This is a genomic window from Flavobacterium anseongense (assembly GCF_021608185.1).
Classification (GTDB): domain Bacteria; phylum Bacteroidota; class Bacteroidia; order Flavobacteriales; family Flavobacteriaceae; genus Flavobacterium; species Flavobacterium anseongense.
Genome location: NZ_JAKIHN010000003.1, coordinates 1 through 23,040, shown reverse-complemented (window position 1 = coordinate 23,040; position 23,040 = coordinate 1). Strand labels below are relative to the sequence as shown.

25 protein-coding genes are annotated in these 23,040 nt (G+C 35.9%); 14 read left to right on the top strand and 11 right to left on the bottom strand.

What is annotated here, in order from left to right; all coding sequences use genetic code 11:
- Nucleotides 1–29: 29 nt before the first annotated feature.
- Nucleotides 30–503, bottom strand: coding sequence for a hypothetical protein (locus L1S35_RS05165; RefSeq protein WP_236397385.1), 474 nt, complete (start codon nt 501–503; stop codon nt 30–32).
- 121 nt (nt 504–624) lie between these two features.
- The gene (locus tag L1S35_RS05160; RefSeq protein ID WP_236397382.1) at nt 625–1,668 is read right to left on the bottom strand and encodes a tyrosine-type recombinase/integrase; all 1,044 of its coding nucleotides are present in this window, start codon (nt 1,666–1,668) and stop codon (nt 625–627) included.
- A 137-nt stretch (nt 1,669–1,805) separates the two neighbouring features.
- Here L1S35_RS05160 and L1S35_RS05155 point away from each other — a divergent pair, with 137 nt between their 5' ends.
- A complete protein-coding gene (locus tag L1S35_RS05155) occupies nt 1,806–2,216 on the top strand; it encodes a YMGG-like glycine zipper-containing protein (RefSeq protein ID WP_236397380.1) in 411 nt (136 codons plus the stop codon).
- 51 nt (nt 2,217–2,267) lie between these two features.
- On the opposite strand, the gene L1S35_RS05150 is transcribed toward L1S35_RS05155, so the two are convergent.
- A complete protein-coding gene (locus L1S35_RS05150) occupies nt 2,268–2,687 on the bottom strand; it encodes a DUF1801 domain-containing protein (protein WP_236397377.1) in 420 nt (139 codons plus the stop codon).
- Nucleotides 2,674–3,150 carry a DinB family protein gene (locus L1S35_RS05145; RefSeq protein ID WP_236397374.1) on the bottom strand — a complete coding sequence of 159 codons (477 nt, stop codon included), beginning with the start codon at nt 3,148–3,150 and terminating at the stop codon, nt 2,674–2,676. The genes L1S35_RS05150 and L1S35_RS05145 overlap by 14 nt, the downstream gene beginning before the upstream one ends.
- Nucleotides 3,151–3,265: 115 nt before the next feature.
- Here L1S35_RS05145 and L1S35_RS05140 point away from each other — a divergent pair, with 115 nt between their 5' ends.
- Complete coding sequence (locus L1S35_RS05140) at nt 3,266–5,653, top strand: penicillin acylase family protein (RefSeq protein WP_236397371.1); 2,388 nt, start codon at nt 3,266–3,268, stop codon at nt 5,651–5,653.
- Between the two features lie 87 nt (nt 5,654–5,740).
- A complete protein-coding gene (locus L1S35_RS05135; protein WP_236397368.1) occupies nt 5,741–7,087 on the top strand; it encodes an FAD-dependent oxidoreductase in 1,347 nt (448 codons plus the stop codon).
- Nucleotides 7,088–7,193: 106 nt separating this feature from the next.
- On the opposite strand, the gene L1S35_RS05130 is transcribed toward L1S35_RS05135, so the two are convergent.
- The 4 genes from L1S35_RS05130 to L1S35_RS05115 are packed head-to-tail and all read right to left on the bottom strand — an operon-like array spanning nt 7,194 to nt 9,897.
- Complete coding sequence (locus L1S35_RS05130; protein ID WP_236397365.1) at nt 7,194–7,553, bottom strand: cupin domain-containing protein; 360 nt, start codon at nt 7,551–7,553, stop codon at nt 7,194–7,196.
- 13 nt (nt 7,554–7,566) lie between these two features.
- A complete protein-coding gene (locus tag L1S35_RS05125; RefSeq protein WP_236397363.1) occupies nt 7,567–8,004 on the bottom strand; it encodes a YybH family protein in 438 nt (145 codons plus the stop codon).
- Between the two features lie 4 nt (nt 8,005–8,008).
- Nucleotides 8,009–8,377 carry a DMT family protein gene (locus L1S35_RS05120; RefSeq protein ID WP_236397360.1) on the bottom strand — a complete coding sequence of 123 codons (369 nt, stop codon included), beginning with the start codon at nt 8,375–8,377 and terminating at the stop codon, nt 8,009–8,011.
- Complete coding sequence (locus L1S35_RS05115; protein WP_236397357.1) at nt 8,377–9,897, bottom strand: helicase HerA-like domain-containing protein; 1,521 nt, start codon at nt 9,895–9,897, stop codon at nt 8,377–8,379. Before L1S35_RS05115 ends, L1S35_RS05120 begins: the two co-directional genes overlap by 1 nt.
- Before the next feature lie 382 nt (nt 9,898–10,279).
- On the opposite strand from L1S35_RS05115, the gene L1S35_RS05110 reads away from it, so the two are divergent.
- The 8 genes from L1S35_RS05110 to L1S35_RS05070 all read left to right on the top strand — a co-directional run bounded on the left by L1S35_RS05110 (nt 10,280) and on the right by L1S35_RS05070 (nt 17,945).
- Nucleotides 10,280–11,101, top strand: coding sequence for a MotA/TolQ/ExbB proton channel family protein (locus L1S35_RS05110; protein ID WP_236397354.1), 822 nt, complete (start codon nt 10,280–10,282; stop codon nt 11,099–11,101).
- Nucleotides 11,102–11,141: 40 nt separating this feature from the next.
- Entirely contained in the window at nt 11,142–11,771 is a 630-nt protein-coding gene (locus tag L1S35_RS05105) for an ExbD/TolR family protein (protein ID WP_236397350.1), read from the top strand.
- Between the two features lie 21 nt (nt 11,772–11,792).
- Complete coding sequence (locus tag L1S35_RS05100) at nt 11,793–12,356, top strand: ExbD/TolR family protein (protein ID WP_236397348.1); 564 nt, start codon at nt 11,793–11,795, stop codon at nt 12,354–12,356.
- A gap of 29 nt (nt 12,357–12,385) precedes the next feature.
- The gene (locus L1S35_RS05095; protein WP_236397344.1) at nt 12,386–13,171 is read left to right on the top strand and encodes an energy transducer TonB; all 786 of its coding nucleotides are present in this window, start codon (nt 12,386–12,388) and stop codon (nt 13,169–13,171) included.
- Nucleotides 13,172–13,407: 236 nt separating this feature from the next.
- Complete coding sequence (locus L1S35_RS05085) at nt 13,408–14,328, top strand: PstS family phosphate ABC transporter substrate-binding protein (RefSeq protein WP_236397340.1); 921 nt, start codon at nt 13,408–13,410, stop codon at nt 14,326–14,328.
- Between the two features lie 10 nt (nt 14,329–14,338).
- Nucleotides 14,339–16,000: a tetratricopeptide repeat protein gene (locus L1S35_RS05080; protein ID WP_236397338.1), complete on the top strand. Its 1,662-nt coding sequence runs from the start codon at nt 14,339–14,341 to the stop codon at nt 15,998–16,000.
- A gap of 92 nt (nt 16,001–16,092) precedes the next feature.
- Entirely contained in the window at nt 16,093–16,725 is a 633-nt protein-coding gene (locus L1S35_RS05075) for a 7-carboxy-7-deazaguanine synthase QueE (RefSeq protein WP_236397335.1), read from the top strand.
- Nucleotides 16,726–16,787: 62 nt separating this feature from the next.
- A complete protein-coding gene (locus L1S35_RS05070) occupies nt 16,788–17,945 on the top strand; it encodes an aminotransferase class V-fold PLP-dependent enzyme (RefSeq protein WP_236397332.1) in 1,158 nt (385 codons plus the stop codon).
- Nucleotides 17,946–18,048: 103 nt separating this feature from the next.
- Here L1S35_RS05070 and L1S35_RS05065 read toward each other — a convergent pair whose 3' ends face one another.
- Both L1S35_RS05065 and L1S35_RS05060 read right to left on the bottom strand, forming a co-directional pair.
- Entirely contained in the window at nt 18,049–18,594 is a 546-nt protein-coding gene (locus L1S35_RS05065) for a YfiT family bacillithiol transferase (RefSeq protein WP_236397329.1), read from the bottom strand.
- A 2-nt stretch (nt 18,595–18,596) separates the two neighbouring features.
- A complete protein-coding gene (locus L1S35_RS05060; protein WP_236397327.1) occupies nt 18,597–19,295 on the bottom strand; it encodes a class I SAM-dependent methyltransferase in 699 nt (232 codons plus the stop codon).
- A gap of 56 nt (nt 19,296–19,351) precedes the next feature.
- Between L1S35_RS05060 and L1S35_RS05055 the strand changes: the two genes are divergently transcribed.
- Nucleotides 19,352–19,852, top strand: coding sequence for a YkgJ family cysteine cluster protein (locus L1S35_RS05055; RefSeq protein WP_370641056.1), 501 nt, complete (start codon nt 19,352–19,354; stop codon nt 19,850–19,852).
- Nucleotides 19,852–20,253 (top strand): PH domain-containing protein, encoded by a 402-nt coding sequence (locus L1S35_RS05050; RefSeq protein WP_236397324.1) that lies wholly within the window; start codon nt 19,852–19,854, stop codon nt 20,251–20,253. Before L1S35_RS05055 ends, L1S35_RS05050 begins: the two co-directional genes overlap by 1 nt.
- 243 nt (nt 20,254–20,496) lie before the next feature.
- Here the strand turns inward: L1S35_RS05050 and L1S35_RS05045 are convergent, their stop codons facing one another.
- On the bottom strand, nt 20,497–21,720 hold the full coding sequence (locus L1S35_RS05045; protein ID WP_236397321.1) for an exo-beta-N-acetylmuramidase NamZ family protein: 1,224 nt from the start codon (nt 21,718–21,720) through the stop codon (nt 20,497–20,499).
- Nucleotides 21,721–21,724: 4 nt separating this feature from the next.
- Between L1S35_RS05045 and L1S35_RS05040 the strand changes: the two genes are divergently transcribed.
- Complete coding sequence (locus L1S35_RS05040) at nt 21,725–22,957, top strand: ABC transporter permease (RefSeq protein WP_236398334.1); 1,233 nt, start codon at nt 21,725–21,727, stop codon at nt 22,955–22,957.
- The last annotated feature ends 83 nt before the right edge of the window (nt 22,958–23,040 follow it).

Sequence of the window (23,040 nt, the reverse complement as noted above, 5' to 3'; positions counted from 1 at the left end):
GCGACAAACGGCTGTTATAACCAGTTTGCTTATCGTTCATATTCAATTTTGATTAAAACTATAAAACCACTTTCCGTTTTGTATTCTAAACTTAAATCATTCGGCTTATAATAATTCTCAAACACTTTTTTTTCCAATTTCTTGGATAATTTATTATATACAAGACATTTACCTCTTAAAAGTAGACTTTGAAAAGCTTCATTATTTAATCCCTCAAAATCCTCTTTAATACTTATATCTAAACTTGAGGATTTGTTTTTTTGAATATACTCTAAAAGTTCATCAAAAGGGCCAGCCGCATTATTCATATCTTTACATTGTTCAATGTATAATTTTCGAGTTGTTAATACGACAAACTTTTCGTTTTGGTTTAGGATTATGATTTTCGGGTTTCGCTTTATTAATAAAGAATCTGCTAATTTAAATTGATCAATTTGAGCATAACTTTTTAATGAAAGTAATGCTAGAATAGCGATTATAATATTTCTACTTTTCTTCTGCAAAGTGGTGTTGGCAAATTGGTTATAACTTGTATATACCCGCTACGAAGTAGCGTTTATGCACCCAAATTTGGGTGGCTTGGCGAAGGTATATACAGAATTGTCTATCAAAGATAATTGTTTTTTATAAATCATCAAACGGACTCTTAATTTGTTGTATGCTTTTCGTGCTAACGTGTGTATAAATCTCGGTGGTCTTGCTACTGTTGTGTCCTAATAACTCCTGTATGTATCTCAAATCGGTGCCGCTTTCTAACAAATGTGTGGCATAACTGTGACGAAGCCAATGAAGTGTTACGGGTTTGGTAATCCCCGTTTTTTCTAAAGCCAGTTTTAAAACCTGCTGCAAAGTTCTTGCATCATAAGGTTTACCCGGTTTATGCCCTTCAAACAAGTAGGTGGTGGGTTTATAAAAAGTGTAATAATCGCGCAGCATAGCCAAGACTTTTAGACTGAGTGGTGCAATCCTGTCCTTTTTGCCTTTGGCGTTTTTGAGTAAAACTATATTCCGTTTCGAATCTATATGAATGGGTTGCAAAGCAAGTAGCTCGCCACATCGTAATCCACAACTATAAATCATACATAACATCATTCGGTGTTTTATATTGCTGTGAGCGTCAAGAATCAACTTTACTTCTTCCTTACTCAATACATTAGGCAATACTTTTGCACGCTTTGGTCTATGTATTCTTTCGATATCTACCTTAGTGTCTTTTATTACCAAGAAAAATAACTTAATGGCATTTACGATTTGATTCTGGTATGAAGCCGACAAATCTTTCCGCAATATATAATCATTATTATATCGTATAACATCATCATTGTCAATTTCTCGGATAGGTTTAGTTCTGTAAAAAACTAAAAACGATTTCAGCGCCTCACTATACACTTTAATAGTGTTTTCGCTATAACGCTTTGATTTCATATAACGCTTAAATTGTGCTATGCCATCAATTCCTTCAGCTGAAGGCACGCTTTCTTCGGGTGACATAATACCAAATTGTTTACGATAATCATAAGTGTCGGGCAAATGCCAAACCTTTAAAGTCTGACTCCATAGCGAACCATCGAGTTTTTTTATTCGAGCAATCAACTCGGCATCTCTTTCAAAAAAAACTGCTATTCTGTCTTCGCCTTTGTGTTTAATAAGTTTGGCAGTCCAATTCATAACATCAAAAATAAAAATAAAAGTAAGAAAATTTTTTAAATTAATACTTGAAATAATATAAGTTTTGATTTAAATAATGTAAATCGTGTGTTTGCATTTTGCTGTTACTTTGTACCATAACCTTAAATTTTTATATTATGAAAAATCTAGTCATGATTATAGCAACAGTTGGAGTTTTAAGTTTAAGCTCATGCAAGAACACAGACAAGCAAGCAGTAATTGCTGATGAAGTACAACAAGCAACCATTGATTCAATGAAACAAGTTGCCGAAAAACAACGTATCATCGATTCAATGAAAATGGTAAATGCAAATGCTCAAAAGGAAAAAGAAGTTGTAGTTGTAAATAATCAGGCACCAGCAGCAGCGACTCCACAAAGAAAAAAATGGAGTGGAGCAGCTAAAGGAGCCGTAATCGGAGCCGGAGTTGGAGCGGTAACAGGAGCTGTTGTCAGCGAGAAAAAAGGCGAAGGTGCCCTAATTGGTGGTTTGGCCGGAGCTGCAGTAGGTGCAGGAACAGGAGCCATTATAGATGATAAGAAAAAATAATTTGCACCCTGTATATTAGTTAAAAAGGCTCGGTTTATATCGAGCCTTTTTTTATTTGTTGGGATATTTTGCCGTAATATAATTTATGGAAGCTCTAGTCAACTCTTCCAAAACAGACAAGTTTATGTCTTCGAGTTTCTTTACATAAACACAGGCTTTACCCGATTTATGTTTTCCCAATTGTTCTAATAATTCGGTTCTGTTTTCAAATTCTGCAAAATAAAATACGATAGCTTCCTTTCTTGGAGAAAAAGCAGCGACAGGCATATCGCCTTCGTGACCGCTTTCATATTTATAATGATAGTTACCAAAACCAATGATGGTTGGTCCCCACATTTTTGGGTCACAACCGGTAATGTTTTTAAAAATTTCGACCAACTGAAAACTATCTTTCCGCTTAACGTCATTAACTACTTTTTGGATAAATTCGGTAACATTTACTTCGGTTGCTGTAGTTTTAATTTTTGCCATTGCAGTTTAATTTTTTTAGTAGTACAATCTGCCCTAAGTGGTAATAGCTGTGTTCAATCATCGCATCAATATTCCGGCGATAGGTTCCGTATTTGGCATCAACAAATACAGCATCTAATTTCTCATCAGGCATCTGCTCAATCAAAGAAGCAAATTCTTCGGAGTCATTCCAAAATCTGGTCAAAAAAACGTCCCAATCCTTTTGAGACTGAATGGCGGGAAAATCAAAGCTGTACTTATCGCGTATGTCCAAACTTCCACCTTTAAAAACAGTATTTATGCCATTGATGTAATAGTGAATGTGCTGCGCCAAAACGGCAATCGTATTTAAAGAACCGACTTGTTTTGTGGCAGTTTCCCAATCCAAATCATCCAATTGATGTTTGTAATTAGTATTGGCAACCCAAGTTCCGTTAAATATAATTTCCCTGAACCGACTTGCGATTTCTTCTGTGCTTTTCATTTAGTATTATAATTATTATAGCTAAAATACAAATTTCTATTATTTGTCAATTACATCAAATAACCTAATAACCGAATAACCAAATCATTATATTTGTTTACCAAAAATTCCCGCCATGAAAATAATGAAGAAAATAGTTCTGGTCCTTGTAAGCCTTATTATCCTTATTGCTCTTGCCTCATTTGTCTATCTTCAAACCACAAAACCTAAATACGAAGGCGAAGAAAACTTAGCTAACATTTCCAAGCCAACAAATGTTTACTTTGACGAATATGGCGTTCCGCATATTTATGCCGATACACAAAAAGATGCGATGACAACCTTGGGTTATGTTCATGCGCAAGACCGATTATGGCAAATGGAACTGATGCGGCGGATTGCTCCGGGCAGACTTTCGGAAATCTTTGGAACACCGGTTTTAAAAACGGATAAGTTCTTTGCCGGAATTGGTATCGATGAAAACTCGAAACAAGCGGTTGCCAATCTTGATACCAATTCACAAACCTATATTTTGGCAAATGCTTATTTGGATGGAATCAATCAATATATAGAAGAAGGAATAACTCCGGTTGAAATTCGATTACTTGGCATCAAGCAGGAAAAGTTTACGTTGAAAGATGTTTATAATATCTTCGGATTTATGTCTTTCAGTTTTGCGATGGCTCAAAAAACAGATCCTTTATTAACAGATATTCGCGACCGTTTTGGAATGAATTATCTGCAGGATTTTGGCATTCAAGGCGAATTCGGAATCAAACAACTTAAATCCTATAAAGGCGATTATAAAAAATATGCTGAAATATCAAAATCGGTTGCGGGTTTGTTAGAAACATCGCCAATTCCGGCGTTTATCGGAAGCAACAGTTGGGTAATTGGCGGAGCCAAAACCAAAAACGGAAAAGTAATTTTGGCCAACGATCCGCACATCATGCATTCGCAACCCGGAACTTGGTACGAAGCGCATATAGTTTGTCCGGATTATGAAATTTATGGCTACTATATTGCAGGAACACCGTTTCCACTTTTGGGACACAATCATGATTATGCTTATGGCTTGACTATGTTTGAAAATGATGATGTCGATTTCTTTCAGGAAGAAGATAATCCAAATGATGACCATCAATATAAAACTCCTGATGGATTTAAAAACTATACTTATCAGCAAAAAATTATCAAGGTAAAAGACAGTGCTGATGTAAAGTTGAATGTAAAAACTTCCCAACACGGACCAATCATTACAGGTTTGTTAGATGGATTACAATCGGATAAACCGGTTGCCATGTCATGGATTTATACGCAACAAAAGAATCAAATTCTCGATGCTGTTTATCAATTGTCTCATGCTAAAAACCTGGAAAGCTTTCACAAAAGCATAGAACTTATCAAAGCACCGGGATTGAATATTATGTATGGCGATGCCAAAGGAAACATTGCCTGGATAACTTCGGGAAAATTATATGAAGTAGATAAATCGGTCAACACTAATTTCATTCTGAATGGAGCCAATGGAATTGATGATAAAAAGGAGTTTCTTCCATTTGATAAAAATCCGGCGGCTATAAATCCATCTTGGAATTATGTTTATTCAGCTAACAACCAACCCGAAGCTATTGACGGTTATTTGTATCCGGGTTATTATCTTCCAAAAGACAGAGCGATGCGAATTGACGGTTTGTTGGCTCCAAAAAATAATTGGACTAAAGAAGATGTGGGTAAAATGATTACCGATAATACATCGGCAACAGCCGAAACCATTGTGGCGAATATGACAAAACCATTAAACGGTTCAAAATTTTCTGAAAATGAAAAGAAAGCTTTAGCTGTATTGAAAGAATGGAAAGCAACGCATAATCTGAGTGACATCGCGCCAAGCATATACAACAAATGGATTTATTTTTATTTGAAAGATACTTTCGAAGATGAATATGGAGAGGAGAATTTCAAATTGTTGTTGAGTACACATATCATCAAGCAGGTAATTGAAAATCAAAGCAAAAATAGTGCTTCGCCTTGGTGGGATAATATCAATACAAAAGATAAAAAGGAAACCCAATCCGAAATCTTGATACAATCTTTTAAAGAAGCCATCGCTTCATTAGAAAATCAATTAGGTTCCGATGTAAATCAGTGGCAATGGGAAAAAGTGCATCAGGTTGAATTTCAGCATCCGATTGGGAAAGTGAAATTGTTCAGCAAGTTTTTCAATGTGGGAACATTTGGTATTGCAGGAACGAATGAAGTTATCAACAACCAGCTTTTTATTTATACAGATGATGCTCAGATTCCGGTAAAAGGCGGGCCTTCAACCAGACGCATTATTGATTTTTCGGATATCGAAAACAGTTGGAGCGTTTTGCCGACCGGACAATCAGGCAATCCGATGAGTAAACATTACGATGATCAAACCGATTTATTTGTCAATGGGAAATTCAGAAAAATGAAACTCAATAAAGCGGAAATTGCTAAAACATCAACTAAGTTGGTTTTCCGCCCGAAAGAATAAAAGCTAAGAATGCACGAATAAATTTTAAAAAAGCAATCGAGTATTCGTGGCAATACTTAAATTTGCAAAACCGTTTAGTAAAAATAAATGCAAACTCCACAAAAAATTGCTGTTGTAGGTTCTGGTCTTGTCGGAACTTTATTGGCAATCTATCTCAAGAAACAAGGTCACACGGTACACGTTTATGACAGAAGTCCGGATATACGAACTGTAGAATTTTCGGGTCGTTCTATTAATTTAGTGATGTCAAACCGCGGCTGGAAAGCGATGGAAGATGTTGGTTTGGATGATGAGATTCGGAAAATTGGAATTCCGGTAGATAAGCGTGCGATTCATTTGAAAGACGGTAAACTCAATTATCAATATTATGGCAAAGATGGCGAAGCTATTTTTTCGTTGTCGCGTGGTGTTTTAAACCGAAGAATGATTGATTTGGCGGAAGCCGAAGGCGTTGAGTTCTTTTTTAATCATAAAATTTGGGATATTACTTTGTCTGATGCGACTTTGCATATTGGAGATTCCGAAAGAGGCGAGTGGACGGAATTAAAATACGACAAATGTTTTGGTGCCGATGGTGCTTTTTCCAGAATTCGACACCGAATGCAGCGTCAGAGTATGTTTGATTACTCGCAGGAATTCATGAAAATGGGTTACAAGGAATTACATATTCCGGCCAATGCCGACGGCACGCATAAGATTGATAAAAACTCGCTTCACATTTGGCCAAGAGGGAATTTCATGCTGATGGCTTTGCCAAATTTGGATGGAACTTTTACTTGCACTTTGTTCATGCCTTTCGAAGGCGAAAATTCGTTTGAGCTTTTAAAAGATGAAGCCACTTTGGTTGATTTCTTTGCTACTTATTTTCCGGATACAAAGGAAGTGATTCCTGATTTAGTCGAAGATTTTTTCAAAAATCCAACCAGTTATTTGGTGATGATGAAATGTTTTCCGTGGACACATACCGATAAAGTTGCCCTGATTGGCGATTCGGCGCATGCGATTGTTCCGTTTTATGGTCATGGAATGAATGCTGGTTTTGAGGACATTACTATCTTAAGTGAAATGATTTCGAAGTATGGCGATGATTGGGAAACTGTTTTTAAGGAATACGAAACCTCAAGAAAGCCAAATGCCGATGCGATTGCTGAATTGTCATTTCGAAATTTCGTGGAAATGAGTTCTAAAACAGCCGATGAGAAATTTTTATTGCAAAAGAAAATAGAAAAATGGTTTTCGGATAAGCATCCTGATAAATGGATGCCGTTGTACAGCAGAGTAACTTTTAGTCTGCAACCTTATTCCGAAGCTTTGGCCATTGGCGATTTCCAAAATAAAATTATGGAAGAAGTGATGCAAATGCAAAACATTGAAGAAAAGTGGAATAGTGAAGAGGTTGAGCAAAAAATCATAGCGTTGTTAAATTCCAAATAATAAAAGACAAATAACAAATAAACTCCAAATTTCAATTTTCAAAGTTTGAGATTTGGAGTTTTTTATTTGTAATTTATTTGGATTTTGGAATTTCAGATTTGGAATTTCATTCCCGATGCACCTTATTAAAATCGAAAGCAGGTTTGCAAATGGCAATATATTCACAAGGTTCATCAAACGGATTGGAATATTGCACTCTGGTATTTTTTTCAATTTTTATGGATTGACCTGTTTCTAGAACTACTGTTTCTCCATCAATAATAAATTGCTTTTTCCCCGAAATTATATAAGTGTATTCGTCAAATTCAGGCGTTTGAAAAGGCTCGCTCCATTTTGGTGGCGCAATCATATGCGCAATCGAGATTTCTGAATTTCCTGTAGTTGGAATTCCGTGATGTTCTTCAATTAGTTTTCCATCGGTTGTTGGCACAACGAATGGTTCTTTCTGTATAAAATACTTTTTCATTGGTTAGCTATTTTTAATCCCAAACATATTTCCAGCTTCCGTCTTTTTGTCTTTTCCAAACGGTATGGAAACGGCCTTTAAAATCTTTTTTTGCACCCAAGGAATCAATCACAGTCCAAACATATTTTCCGTAAGTATAACCCAAAGTTCCATCAGCAGAAACATCCACAAAATCGGGTTCCCAGGTTACCGTTGCTTTTAGAAATTTCGGGTTTGAATAATAGTTTTTGATGTTTTCTTTTCCTTGAATTAAGGAGTCGTTTTCCCTTTTTATGACCGCATTCTCATCTGCGTAAGCGTAAAAAGCTTCGGCTATTCCCTTAGATTGGGAAAGATTTTTGAAATCGTCTTCGGCTTTAGCCACTTCAGCTTTCAACGCTTCGGGGGTTTCAGTTTTTTTGTTACAACAAATGAGTAAAAGCGTCAACAAACATAATAGTAATTTTTTCATATTCTTATTTTTTAAAAATGAAATAAACTGCCAATACTAAAAAACAAAATCCAATAGCATGATTCCATCGGAAGCTTTCGTTTTTAAAGAAAATCAGCGAGAAAATGACAAATACAACTAAGGTAATTACTTCCTGAATAACCTTGAGCTGCATCAAAGAAAAAGGTCCGCCATTACCTTCGTAACCAATTTTGTTGGCCGGAACCTGAAAGCAGTATTCAAACAATGCCAATCCCCAGCTTATTAAAACAACAGTTATCAATCCGGCGTTTTCAAACCATTTGAGTTCTTTGAATTTTAGGTGTCCATACCAAGCCAATGTCATAAAAACATTCGATAGTATAAGTAAACCAATGGTAATGTAGCTTTTCATTATTTTCGGAACAGTTTACCCAAAACGCCAAAAACGCCACGAATAAATGTTGCGCTTGTCACCACCTTCACAACTGATTTTCCGATTACCGAAGCGGTGCTTGGTTCATTGCTTTCGGGTTTAGATTCTTCTTGTGCCTGAGCTTGTTCTTCGGCTTGTTGAATGGCGCTTTCAATTTTTTTAGTCAGAATTTCATAGGCGCTTTCACGGTCAATTTCTTCTGAATATTTTCTAACCAATTTCGATTTGCCGTTGATTTCTGTAATTTCAGCATCGGTCAAAACGTCCATTCGGCTCATTGGTGCGCGCATCATGGTTGCGGCTAATGGTGTTGGAATTCCTTTTTCGTTTAAGGCCGTTACAAAGGCTTCGCCAATTCCTAAACTCGTTAATACTTCATCGGTTTTATAGTAAATAGAAGTTGGATAATTATCAGAAGTTTGTTTGATGGCTTGTCGGTCGTTGGCTGTGAAAGCACGTAATGCATGTTGAATTTTTAATCCCAATTGTGCCAAAACACTCGCAGGAACATCCATTGGATTTTGGGTTACAAAATAAACGCCAATGCCTTTCGAACGAATTAATTTGATGATAGTTTCGATTTGGTCTAACAACGCTTTACTGGCTTCGTTAAAAATCAGATGCGCTTCGTCAATAAAGATGACTAATTCTGGTTGTTCCGCATCGCCTTTTTCGGGCATTTGCTGATAGATTTCGGCTAACAAACTCAACATAAAAGTCGAGAATAACTTTGGTTTATCCTGAATGTCCGTCAAGCGGATGATGTTTACGTAACCTTTTCCGTTTTCGTCAATGCGCATCAAATCATCAATCTCAAATGACTTTTCACCAAAGAAAATATCGCCGCCTTGTTGTTCTAATTCGATAATCTTGCGCAGAATAATTCCGGTGGTTGCCGTTGAAATTTTTCCGTAGTTTTCTTCGATTTCGTCTTTGCCTTCTTCGGTGATATAATTCAGTACTTTTTTGATGTCTTTCAAATCCAGTAAAGGCATTTTCTGGTCATCGCAATATTTGAAAATAACCGAAACAACTCCGGCCTGCGTATCATTCAAATCTAAAATTCGGGAAAATAAAACCGGACCAAATTCGGAAACGGTTGCTCTGAGTCGAACGCCATTTTGTTGCGAAAGCGACATTAATTCAACAGGAAACGAAGCGGTAGAATAGGGTATGTTGATTTTAGCATGACGTTCAGTGATAAAAGGTTTTTCTTCTCCTTCTTTGGCAATGCCCGAAAAATCACCTTTGATATCCATCATCAAAACAGGAATCCCGAAGGAAGATAACTGTTCAGACAAAACCTGAATGGTTTTTGTTTTTCCAGTTCCGGTAGCACCGGCAATTAATCCGTGACGGTTTAATGTTTTTAGAGGCACTTTTACAAAAGTGTCGGCAACTGCTTCTCCATTTAAAATGGCACCGCCAAGTATGATACTTTCTCCTTTTGAAGCGTAGCCTTCATTAATATGTTTACTAAAATCTGATGCTGTGGCCATTTGTTATTTTTTAGATTATAAAGATATTGCAAAGTAATGTATTTTTCCAAAAGCAAGGAAATGTTAATTGTTTTCGAATCGGAATAAAAAACGCTTAATTTTATTGTTCAAAAAAAGTTTGTTTAAAAAATACAATTTCAACGCTTTTGGCGTTATACATAATAAATAAGCAGTAAAACTCTAAAAATCACGACAATTTTTATGTAATATTTAATGATTGTTTGCAATGACTGAATTGGTCGTGAATTGCGATTTAAATCGATGTAGTATTAAAATTAAAAAAAGTTTTTTTATTTGAAGTAAAAAATTAAATTTGCTCCTAATCAAGTTTATTAACAACTAAAACTTATAAAAATTATTTAAAAATTAAAAATTTAAAAAAATGGCAAACGTTAAAAAAGAAGGCAGTTCAAAAGGAGTAGGAATGGTTTCAGGAATCATTATCTTATTATGTATTTTCGTGGGTTGGATTATCTGGCAGTTTATCATGGGTAATGGTGCTAACTTTGAAGGTGGAGTAAACACAGGTCATCCACTTCCGGGGAATTATTTAGCGATGGTATACAAAGGAGGACCAATTGTACCTGTTTTGATGGGATTGTTATTAATGGTAGTTGTGTTTTCATTTGAGCGTTTTGCAGTTATTTCAAAAGCAGCCGGAAAAGGAAATTTGGATGTCTTTATGAAAACAATCCAAGGAGATATTAAACAAGGGAAAATTGATGAGGCTATTAATGCTTGTGACAAACAACAAGGGTCAGTAGCTAATGCAGTGAAATCGGCTTTAGTAAAATACCAAGAAGTTAAAAAAGAAGGATTTACAAGTGAAGAAGCATCTGAAACTATCCACAAAGAAATCGAAGAAGCAACAGCTCTTGAAATGCCAATGTTAGAGAAAAACCTGACTATCATTTCAACATTAGTTTCTCTTGGAACTCTTGCAGGATTATTAGGAACAGTAACCGGGATGATTAAAGCGTTTGGTGCGTTAGCTTCAACAGGAACTCCTGACCAGGCAGCCTTGGCAAATGGTATTTCTGAAGCACTTATCAATACGGCGACTGGAATTTCTACTTCTGCTTTAGCAATTGTAACTTACAACTTCTTTACTTCTAAAATAGATACTTTGACTTACTCAATTGATGAGGCGGGTTCAACTATTGTGAACACATACAGAAAATTCAGAGGAAGCTTAAAATCATAATGCAATTAATTTTTGTTAATTGTTATAAAACAAATAAATAATGGGTAAAGTAAAAATGTCCAAAAAGTCAACATCCATCGACATGACGGCGATGTGTGACGTAGCGTTCCTTTTGCTTACATTCTTTATCTTAACGGCAACGGCTAAAGTACCTGAGCCACTACCAGTAGATACACCTTCCTCAACCGTGCAGACAAAATTGCCGGAAACTGGTTTGGTAACTATTACGGTAGGGAAAAGCGAAGGAAAAGAGCAAGTGTTTTTTGGAATGAAGGATAGAGCAATACGATCAGGAGCACTTGAATATATGTCCAGTAAATATAAAGTTGACTTCACAGATAAAGAAAAGACCGAATTCGAACTTATGGATGAGTTTGGTGTTCCTGTTGAGGGACTGAAGCAATTACTGGCAATGAAAGGTTCAGACAGAGCTAAAAAAGGAGTACAGCCGGGAATGCCTTGCGACTCTATAAACAATCAATTACAAGATTGGATACAAGGCGCCAGAAAAGCAAATATTGAAAATGGAGGAACGAAAGAACTTCAATTTGCAATCAAAGGCGATGCTAAAGAAGAATATCCACAGATTAAAAGAGTGATGGATATTTTACAGGATCAAAAAATCAATAGCTTTAATTTAGTTACTGGTTTAAGAGGAAAAGACTATTAATATATTTAATAATATTATAAAATGGCTGAATTAAATACCGGCGAAGGTGGCGGCAAAAAAGGCAGTGGTAAGGTAAGAAGTAAGAAATCCAATGCAAAGGTAGATTTAACTGCCATGGTGGATTTAGCATTCTTATTGATTACGTTTTTTATGTTGACTACATCTTTATCAAAACCTCAATCTATGGATTTGGGTTTGCCTGATAAGGATGACAAAGACGAACCACAAAAAGACGTTAAAGTTGACCAAAGAAGAACCATGACAATTATCATGGGCGATAATGATAAAATTAAATGGTTTCATGGACTTTTGGAATCTCCAGAGCCTAATGGTAAACCAACTGATGCTGTGTATGGAAGAAATGGTCTTCGTAAAGAAATTTTAAAGAGAGTAGTTTCGGTACCACAAGTAACAGGCAATAAGGATAAAGGTCTGATTGTAATTATCAAGCCTAGTAAGAAATCAACTTATAGAAATTTGGTTGATGTTTTGGATGAAATGGCAATTTGTAAAGTTCCGACCTATGCCATTGTAAATGACATTACACCAGACGAGATGAAGTTAGTTGATGAAATGAATAAATAATCCAGTGTTAATCAAAAATATACTAAAAAATGAAATTAGACTTATTTAAAAGACAGTGGATAGACATCGTTTTTGAAGGGCGTAACAAAGCGTATGGAGCGTATGAGTTGCGTAAAGACGATTCAAAAACAACGTTTCGTGCCCTTTTAATTGGCGCATTTGTTTTTAGCCTTGCAGTAAGCGCACCGCTTATTATTAGCTTAATTCCGGATATGTCAAATGATGATGCTGCTCTGGATCAAAAAATTGTGACAATTAAGCTGCCTCCAAAGGAGCAGCCAAAAGATCTTCCGCCACCTCCGCCACCTCCGCCAAAAGTGGATCAGGTGAAATTTGTTAAGCCAGTAGTGGCTAAAACAGAAGAGATTACTGAAGAACCACCAAAAGTGGAAGAAATCAAAGATAAAAAGCTAGGCGATGAAACAATCAAAGGTGATCCGGATGCACCATTATCAGTTGAGCCAGTTGGAACAGGACCTAGTGTGGTTGAAGAAGATAACAATATCTACAGCACTGCAGGTATCGAAGTAAAACCGGATTTTCCAGGAGGATTGGATAAATTCTACAAATTCGTTGGTAAGAATTTCCAAGTTCCGGAAGAAGAAGGATTAAAAGGAAAAGTATTTGTAACGTTTGTAGTTGAAAAAGACGGTTCGCTTACAGATATTAAAGTACTTAGAGATATCGGTTACGGAACAGGAAAAGAAGCTATCAGAGTTTTAAAATCTTGTCCAAAATGGAATCCTGGTGAGCAAAACGGAAAGAAAGTGAGAGTACTGTATTCTTTACCGATTTCAATTCAATCAGCAGAATAAATGATTTCAAAATTCATCGAAAACTTTCAGAAGAAATCGCTCAAAGAGCGGTTTCTTCTCGTTATAGGCATTTTGTTTTTTTTGATTTATTTAACATTAGGCTTACTAATCATATTTTGGAAGTCACTACCTTTAACATTAGAATATAAATACAGAATTGTTTTTGGAATTTTACTGATTGTATATTCTTTTTTACGATTTTTGCGTTTCTTTAATAAAGAAGAATAAATTTTGAAATGAATAAATTAACCAAGACACTTGTAGGCTTTGCTTTATTAACCTTGCTTTTTGTTTTTTCCTGTCAGAAGAATAACAGTAAAGCAGAAGATACAATACTGGAAGGAAAAGCTACGGTATATGTTGATGAGTCAATATTGCCAATAGTAGAAGATGAGACAGCCGTATTTGAAACAGAATATAATGCCAAGTTAGAATTAGTTTCAAAATCAGAAAATGAAGTAATTAATGATTTGTTTAATGATAAAGCAAAAATTGTAATCTTAACACGAACACTTACGGCTAAAGAATTAAAAGCTTATAAAAGCAAAAAAATCACCCCAAGAATTACTCCTTTTGCAACCGATGCTGTTGCTTTTATCAAAAGCAAAACAACCAACGATACTCTAATAGCTTTACAAGACGTTGTTGATTTTGTTAACGGAAAAGCTGTTCCAAATATCAAAGGATTGGTTTTCGACAATGCGAATTCGAGTACAGCAAGGTATATTTCTGAAATTTCAGGAGTGTCTGTTAATAATCAGAAAAACGTTTTTTCATTCAAAACCAATGAAGAAGTTTTAAAATATGTTGCCAAAAATAATGGAATGGTTGGCGTTATTGGAATGAATTGGATTTTTCAACCGCCATTAGATTTACAGGAAACCGTAGATAATGTAAATGTGCTAGGCGTTAAAGGGATAAACGAATCGGAATATTTTTTTCCAACGCAGGATAATCTGGCACAAGGGAAATATCCTTTGGCACGCCGTTTGTATATCGTCAACTGTCAGGGATATTCCGGACTTGGAATGGGATTTGGTTCCTTCCTTACAGGAGAAAGAGGACAACGTATCATTTTAAAATCAGGTCTAGTTCCTGAGCAAATTCCAACTAGAAAAATCAGAATTAGAAACACAATTACAAAAGATAAAAATTAAATACAAGAAGATGAACAAGTTTAAAATTTTCAGCTTAGCGTTAGTAGCAACAACCATTGCGAAAGCACAAGATTTGGAGCCAGCGAAGAAAGCTATTGATGCTGAACAATTTGAAAAAGCAAAATCGTTGTTAAAATCAGTTATACAAGCAAAACCGTCAAACGGTAGAGCCGCATTTCTTTTAGGTAATATTTACCTAAGACAAAATATTTCCGATTCCGCTTCAATCTATTTTCAAAAAGGATTAGCAGCAAGTGAAGGTGCAAGATTAAATAATATTGGTTTAGGTCAATTAGATTTGGATGCCAATAACAAAGCTGCAGCACAAGCTAAATTTGATTTAGTTATCAAAGATTTGAAAAAGAAAGACACTGAAGAATATGTTTATATTGCCCGTGCTTTTATGAATGCTGATAAACCTGATTATAAAAGTGCCATTGCCATTTTGACAAAAGCTGCAACAGCAAATCCAAACGATGCTCAGGTACAATTAGCATTAGGTGATGCGTATTATGGAGATAAAAATCAAAATGATTCTTATGTAGCCTATAGAAATGCTTATCAATTTGATAATACATTGATTAGAGCCAAAATGCAATTGGGTGTTTTGTTAAAAGGCGCTAAAGCATACACAGAAGCTGTTAAAGCATACAACGAAGTAATTGCTATCAACCCAAATTATGGTCCGGTTTATCGTGAATTAGCGGAAACTCATTATTTATGGGGAAACAATATTCCAAAAACCTATACAGAAAATATTCAAAAAGCATTAAGCTTTTATGAAAAATACATGACTTTAACAGACTATTCAATCACTTCACGTATGCGTCATGCTGACTTTTTAATCTTGGCAAAAGATTATAAAGCGCTGGAATTGGAAGCAAACGAGATGAAAAAGTTGGATGGAGTAAATCCAAGAATTTTACGTTACTTAGGATATTCAGCCTATGAAAATGGAAATGTTGACTCGGCTCTCGAAGCTTTGCAAAATTATACTGCTAATCCGACTAACAAAATAATTCCGCGTGATTATTTGTATTTAGGTCAGGCCAAAATCAAAAAAGGTGCAAGTGCCGATGGAAAAACAATAGACCCAATACAGTTAGCATCCGGAATTGCAGATTTGAAAAAAGCAATTGAAATGGAGCCGTTAGCAGTAAATGAATTGAATGAAATTGGGAAAAAACTATACGACCAAAAAGCATTCGGTGCAGCTGCGGCAGTATTTGAATTAGCGGTTACCAATCCAAATTCAAAAAATTATTTGATTGACAATTTCTATCTTGGGAACTCAATTTATTATGACAATACAAGAAAAGACATTGTAAAACCGGATCCAATTGCGTTGCAAAAGGCAGATGCTGCTTTTGGAAATGTAATTACAGCTTCTCCAACAACACAAGATGCGTATCTTTTCAGAGCAAGAGCTAATAGATTATTGGAAAATGACGAAATGATGGCGACTTACTACCAACAATATATTGACGTAGTAACTGCAAAAGGTGAAGAAGAAGTTGCTAAAAATAAAGCTAAGTTTATTGAGTCATACAACAATATAGCATCAGCTTTAGCTAATACTGATAAAACAAAAGCAAAAGATATGCTAAACAAAACCTTAGCACTTGACCCAGCTAATTCGTATGCGCTTGAAGCAATGAAATTATTAAAGTAAAAAAGAATAGCATTTTTAAAAACCGTCTCGATACAAAATCGGGGCGGTTTTTTGTTTAAAAGGACTTATCTTTGCCCACTAGATTAAACAAAATGTTATCAAAAGAAACACAATTGGCCGTTGAAAAAGGAGAAATGCTTCCACTTATGGAAGAGTTTTATACGATTCAGGGCGAAGGATTTCATACGGGAACAGCCGCCTATTTTATTCGAATTGGTGGTTGCGATGTAGGCTGTCATTGGTGTGATGTAAAAGAAAGTTGGAATGCCGAACTGCATCCGCCAACAGCAACGGATATTATTGTTACCAATGCAAAGCAATATGCAGATACGGTTGTAGTAACCGGTGGAGAACCTTTGACTTGGGATATGACTTTGCTTACCCAAAAATTGAAAGACAAGAATCTAAAAGTGCATATCGAGACTTCGGGAGCTTATCCTGTAACAGGAACTTGGGATTGGTTTTGTCTTTCGCCAAAGAAAAATAAATTGCCCGTTGCCGATGCTTATGCTATTGCCAATGAGTTAAAAGTGATAGTTTACAACAAGCACGATTTTATTTTTGCTGAAGAACAAGCTGCCAAAGTAAACCCAAATGCTATTCTTTTCCTGCAGCCTGAATGGAGTAAAAAAGAAGAAATGACACCGCTAATTGTCGATTATGTAATGAACAATCCAAAGTGGAGAGTGTCGCTACAAACTCATAAATATTTGAATATCCCTTAAAGCATAATCCCATCTCGTTTTTTAGAACGAGATGGGATTTTTTATTTTTACCAAAAAATGCTATGCAATCACAATTCCTATTAGACCAAAATATCACGTTCTTAAATCACGGCTCTTTTGGTTCTTGCCCAAAACCTATTTTTGATGAATACCAACGCTTTCAAAGAGAAATTGAATCTGATCCGGTTGAGTTTATAGTCAAAAAGCAGCCTAAGTATTTAAAAATTGCACGTGAAAGTTTAGCCAAATTTGTGGGCTGCCAAGCCGGAGATTTGTTCTTTACTTCCAATCCAACGTATGCGATTAATGTTATTATGCGGAGCATAAAACTAAATCCGGGAGATGAAATTTTAGCCACCAATCACGAATATGGCGCCATGGACAGAACGTGGAATTTCTATTGCAAAAAATCAGGAGTCAAGTACATTCGACAAAACATAAGCTTACCGGTTGTGTCCAAAGAACAAGTCATAGAAGAATTCTGGAAAGGCTATAATCAAAACACCAAAGTAATTTTCCTGAACCAAATGTCGAGTGCCACGGCTTTGATTTTTCCGGTAAAGGAGATTTGCGACAGAGCTAAAGAATTGGGTTTGATTACGATTGTTGACGGAGCGCATGTTCCGGCGCATATTGATTTAGATATTTCTGAATTAAATCCGGATTATTATACCGGGACTTTACATAAATGGATGTTGGCGCCTAAGGGGAGTTCGTTCTTATATGTGAAACCCGAGCTGCAAAACGATTTAGAACCTTTGGTTGTCAGTTGGGGTTACGAAAGTGTGGCGCCGGGCGAAAGCCAATTCTTGGATTATCACGAATTGCAGGGAACTCGTGATGTATCGGCTTTTTTGTGTACACCAAAAGTGGTTGAATTTTTGGAGCAAAATAATTGGAAGGAAGTCTCAAAATCCTGTAAAGAAATTGTTTTGAATAACTACCAACGCTTTTGTGATTTATTAAATACCAAACCGCTTGCTCCGATTACTTCAGCATTTTTAGGTCAAATGGCAAGCATTCCGGTCAATACTAACAAGCCAACGGAACTAAAAGAAGTATTGTTTTCAAAATATAAAATCCAGGTTCCGGTGATGCCTTTGAATGATAAAATTTATATCCGATTTTCAATCAATGCTTATAATTCTCAGGAAGATTTAGACATTTTGTATCGTGCTTTGGAAGATATCATTAAAACAACGGATTTGATTCAAGTGTAGATTCCTAGCCCAGATGGAAGTGGCATCCTTTTGTTTTGTCATGCTGAGCTTGTCGAAGCACAAAACAAAAGATAGAGCGGATAGCTGGAAATAGCTCCTTATTCTACTTCCAGTTTTTTCTTTTCTTAAGTTCAGTAATATGCGCCAAATGATGGTTGCAATGCCATTCATAAAGACAAATCATTTCACGAAGCTGGAATTCCTTGTTGTGTTCAGGGTGTATATAAGCCATTTCCAAATCTAATTCGGACAGGCTTTTCATTACAAATGCCAATCGATAATGCAATCCTTCTAAAAATAGCAGGCTTGGCTCAATCGGCATGGTTTTGTTGTCAATGCCTTCTCCCCAAAGATTTTCATAATAGAATTTTATAGTCGGATTGTTTTCAGTCATCGTCCATTTTAGACGGATAAAACAATTCATATGGCTGTCGGCGCAATGATGCACGACTTGGCGAATCGTCCAACCCTCAGGTCGATACGGAGTTTCTAATTGTTGTTTTGATAAGTGCTGAACTTCGGCTTTTAATTTTTGAGGGAATGCTTCAATAGTTTGTATGGCTTTCGCCAATAGCTCGGAAGTATATACTTTTGGAGCTTCAAATATTCCAATCGGATAACGCAGTTTTTCGAGTTCAATATTTTTCATAACTAAATTGTGAGTTTTGCTAAATAATCAAAGTGTTTGCCTTCCTGAACCAATTCGCATTGCAAACCGTTGGCATGAGCGGCATTTTGTAAGGTGTTATAATCCATATAAAGCCAAGGAAAAGGTTCTTCGGTTTCGTTTTTGTAGTTAATGGTAAAAGTCAGTTCGCCATAATAACCGTCAGCCGGAACTAAATAGCTTCCGTCATCGGCTTCATCAAACATATAAATGATGTCAGAACTGTCAATTAAAATCTGACCATTCGGATTTAAAAGCGATTTCAGTTTTTGCAGAAATTTCGAAGTTTCCGAAAGCGTGCCGAAAATTCCGGTACCGTTCATTAACAATAAGATGGTGTCGAACTTTTCATCAATGTCTAATACATTCTGAACTCGGACATTTTTCAATCCGCGTAACTCACAAGCTTTGATAGCGTTTGCCGAAATATCAATTGAAATTACCTCAAATCCTTTTTCCTGCAAATACAAACTATGGCTTCCGGCACCGCAGCCAACATCGAGGATTTTTCCTTTGCAAAGTTGCAATGCTTTCTTTTCGAGCTTTGGCATTTCGTTATAACTTCTGAAAAGATAATCTACACTCATTTCATCGGCTTCTGAAATGTTGGTTTCGGTCACCAAATCTTGGGGCGAATTGTTAGTTTGAAAATCGAGTATGGCTTTGCCGAAAAGGTCTTTCATATGAGTTTATTCGGTTATTTGGTTATTCGGTTATTCGTTTTATGTAATTTTGCACCATGAGTTTGAAACCTTCCTTAAACGAGATTCAAAAGTTAGCCAAAGATAAGCATATCGAAAACAAAAAATATTTTGATAAGCTTAAAAAGAAAACACCCAAAAATTTGGATTATGTGATGCAGGAATTGCACGATGCCGAGTTCAAACGAACGGATTGTTTGAAATGCGCGAATTGCTGTAAAACTACTGGTCCGTTATTTACTTCAGCTGATATTGAACGGATTTCAAAACACTTAAAGCAAAAACCACAACAATTCATCGACCAATATCTTCGCATTGATGAAGACAATGATTATGTGTTGCAAAGTGTTCCGTGTACGTTTTTGGATGCTGAAAATTACTGCATGATTTATGATGTGCGTCCGAAAGCCTGTCGCGAGTTTCCACATACCGACAGAAAGAAGTTTCAACAAATATCTGATTTGACTTTGAAGAATGTTGCTATTTGTCCGGCAGCATATAATATTGTAGAAGAAATGAAGAAAAAATTACCGTTATAATGAAAATATATAAATCAAAAATAGATTGGTGGCTTGGATTAGTTTTACTTTATCCAATATTTAGAAGTGTAGTGAGTATTATTGAGGGAGAATGGATTGGTTATCTTGGAATTATACTTTGTACACTTTTTATTGTTTTTATCTCAAAATCTACCCGATATATCATAGCAGAAAATCAACTGATTGTTAAATGCATGTTTATTGTAAACGATAAAATCGAGATATCAAAAATCAGAAAAATAGAAAAAACCAATTCTATTCTAAGTTCTCCGGCCTTGTCTTTAGATAGGATAGCGATTAAGTTTAATAAGTTTGATGAAATTTATATTTCGCCAAAAGAAAGGCAAAACTTTCTCAATGATTTGCTTGCAATCAACCCTGATATAGAAGTCAAAGTATAATAAAGTTTTCTATTTTGCGTTATTACTAAAAGAAGATTATGAAGAACTTTCGATTTTTAATATACGTTTACATAGTTGCTCTTGCATTGGCTGTTTTTGGGTTTTTGATTGATTCAGATACTACGATCAACTCATTTGCCTATCAAATGTTTGAGGTTTTTATGTTGTCTCTTTTTTTGTTTGGAATCTTAGCAGTTATCAGCCTTTTGTTTTACTTGTTGTTTATTTCGGTTAAAGGTCTTCTTAATAGATAAGGTACTTTTTACGCATTTCCTTAAAATCCTTTAATCCCTTTTCCCAGGATTTTCTAATTTCAGTTTCCGATGTTCCGGCTTCAATTTGCTGTTGTAGCTTTTTGGTTCCGGCCAATTTGGTAAAAAACGGAATAAAGAATTTCGATTTATCTGAGGTTGAATTATAAGCCTTGATTAACCATTTCAATTCAAGTTGATGCACTTTTGGAGCTTGAGTCAAATCTTCTCCGTAACACAATTGGTTTTTATGCATTGGTTCTTTTGACCCAAAATTGGGAATTGGCGTAAAACTAAAATCACTTTTTGGCAGAAACGGCGAACCGTAAATTTGGAATTGCTTTTCGGTGCCACGACCAACGCTTACATTCGTTCCTTCAAATAAACACAAGCTTGCATATAAATTAATAGCTTGGTCATTTGGTAAGTTTGGCGAAGGTTTTACAGGTAAGCCATAAAACATTTCACGTTTGTAGTTCAAACACGGAATTACAGTTAAGTTACATTGCACTCCGTTTTTCAGCCATTTTTCTCCATTAATCATTTTGCCATATTCACCAATCGTCAAGCCGTGCAATAACGGAATTTGATGCATTCCCACAAAACTGATAAATTCTTTTTCCAAAATTGGTCCGTCAACAATGCCGCCATTCGGATTTGGTCGGTCTAAAACAATAAGCCGAATATTATTTTCGGCACAGGCTTCCATGATATAATGAAGCGACGAAATATAAGTGTAGAATCGCGCTCCAACATCCTGCAAATCAAAAAGCAAAACGTCAAGTCCGGCTAATTGTTCAGGCTTCGGTTTTTTGTTATCGCCATAAAGTGAAATAATCGGCAACCCGGTCTTGGAGTCTTTTCCATCAACTACATGCTCACCGGCATCGGCTGTGCCACGAAAGCCGTGTTCCGGAGCGAAGATTTTTATAAGGTTTATTTTTTTGTCTAAAAGGAAATCGACAACATGAGTTTTATTAGAAAGGATTCCGGTTTGATTGGTCACAATGCCAACTTTTTTGTCTTTCAATAAAGGTAAATAAGTGGTAGAATTATCAGCGCCGGTTTTTATTTCCGAATTCTGCGTTCTACTTTCTTTATTCTGCATTCCAACTTCTGCCTTATCCCTTATCCCTTGTCCCTTTTGACTACTGCACGCAAGCATTAGTAAAACCGAGAATAAAACTGTATTTTTGAACACCAAATTTGAAATCATACCATTGAAATTAGAATATTTTATAGCAAAAAGACTTATTACTGCTAAAGACCATAAAAGTAGTATATCTGCGCCAATAATAAAAATTGCCATCACTGCGATTGCACTTGGAATGATTATGATGATTGTTTCCATCGCAACCGGAATTGGGCTGCAACAAAAAATACGCCAAAAGGTTTCAGCTTTCAACGGACACATTATTATTTCGGGCTATAACGACAACAATTCAGATGTCAGCACAAAACCGATTTCTATTCATCAAAACTTTTATCCAAACTTCAAAAACGTAGAAGGTATAACTCATGTTCAGGCAGTTGCCAGCAAAGCCGGAATCATCAGAACCGAATCGGCTTTCGAAGGCATTATTTTCAAAGGCGTCGGTAAAGATTACCAAACCGATAATTTGAATGAATACTTAACTGAAGGCAGATTACCCAATTTTAAAGCCAATCTCAATGAAGAAGTTTTAATTTCACAGTATTTGTGTAATCGTTTAGGGTTAAAACTCGGAGACAAATTCGTGACCTACTTTATGAAAGAAGACAGCGAAGGCTACAACCTGCGCAATTTTAAAATAGTCGGAATTTACAATTCGGGTTTTCAGGAGTTCGATGCCAGTTATGTGATTGGCGATATTCGTCATGTGCAAAGAATCAATAAATGGAGTACAGAAGAAATAGGATCTTTCGAGGTTTTTGTTGATGATTTCACCCAAATAGAGAACAAAGGAGAACAAGTCTACGAGGAAATAGCATCAACACTCGATTCGCAAACCATTGTAGAGAAGTTCTATTATATCTTCGAATGGCTAAAACTTTTCGACTTTAATATCATCGTCATCCTGATTGTCATGATTGCCGTTTCTACTATTAATATGGTAGTCGCACTTTTGGTTCTAATTCTCGAAAGAACACAAATGATTGGAATTCTAAAATCTCTTGGAGCCAACAATTGGTCTGTCCGAAAAATATTTCTCTACAACGCAGCCTACTTAATTGGTCGTGGATTGCTATGGGGAAATCTAATCGGAATCGGATTGCTGTTACTCCAAAAATATTTCGGAATCATCAAACTCAACCCCGAAAGTTACTACGTCAACGTAGCGCCGGTCGATATTAACCTATTCTATATTTTGTTACTCAACATAGGAACGATAGTAATCTGTTTGTTGGTATTACTCATTCCATCTTTTATTATTACCAAAATCACCCCGTCAAAATCTATCCGATTTGAGTAGGACCGAAACGTAAAGAAACAGTCCGGTGGACTGTTTTAGTGAAGGAGCCAGATGGTGCGTTGGACGAAGCACACCATTTCCTT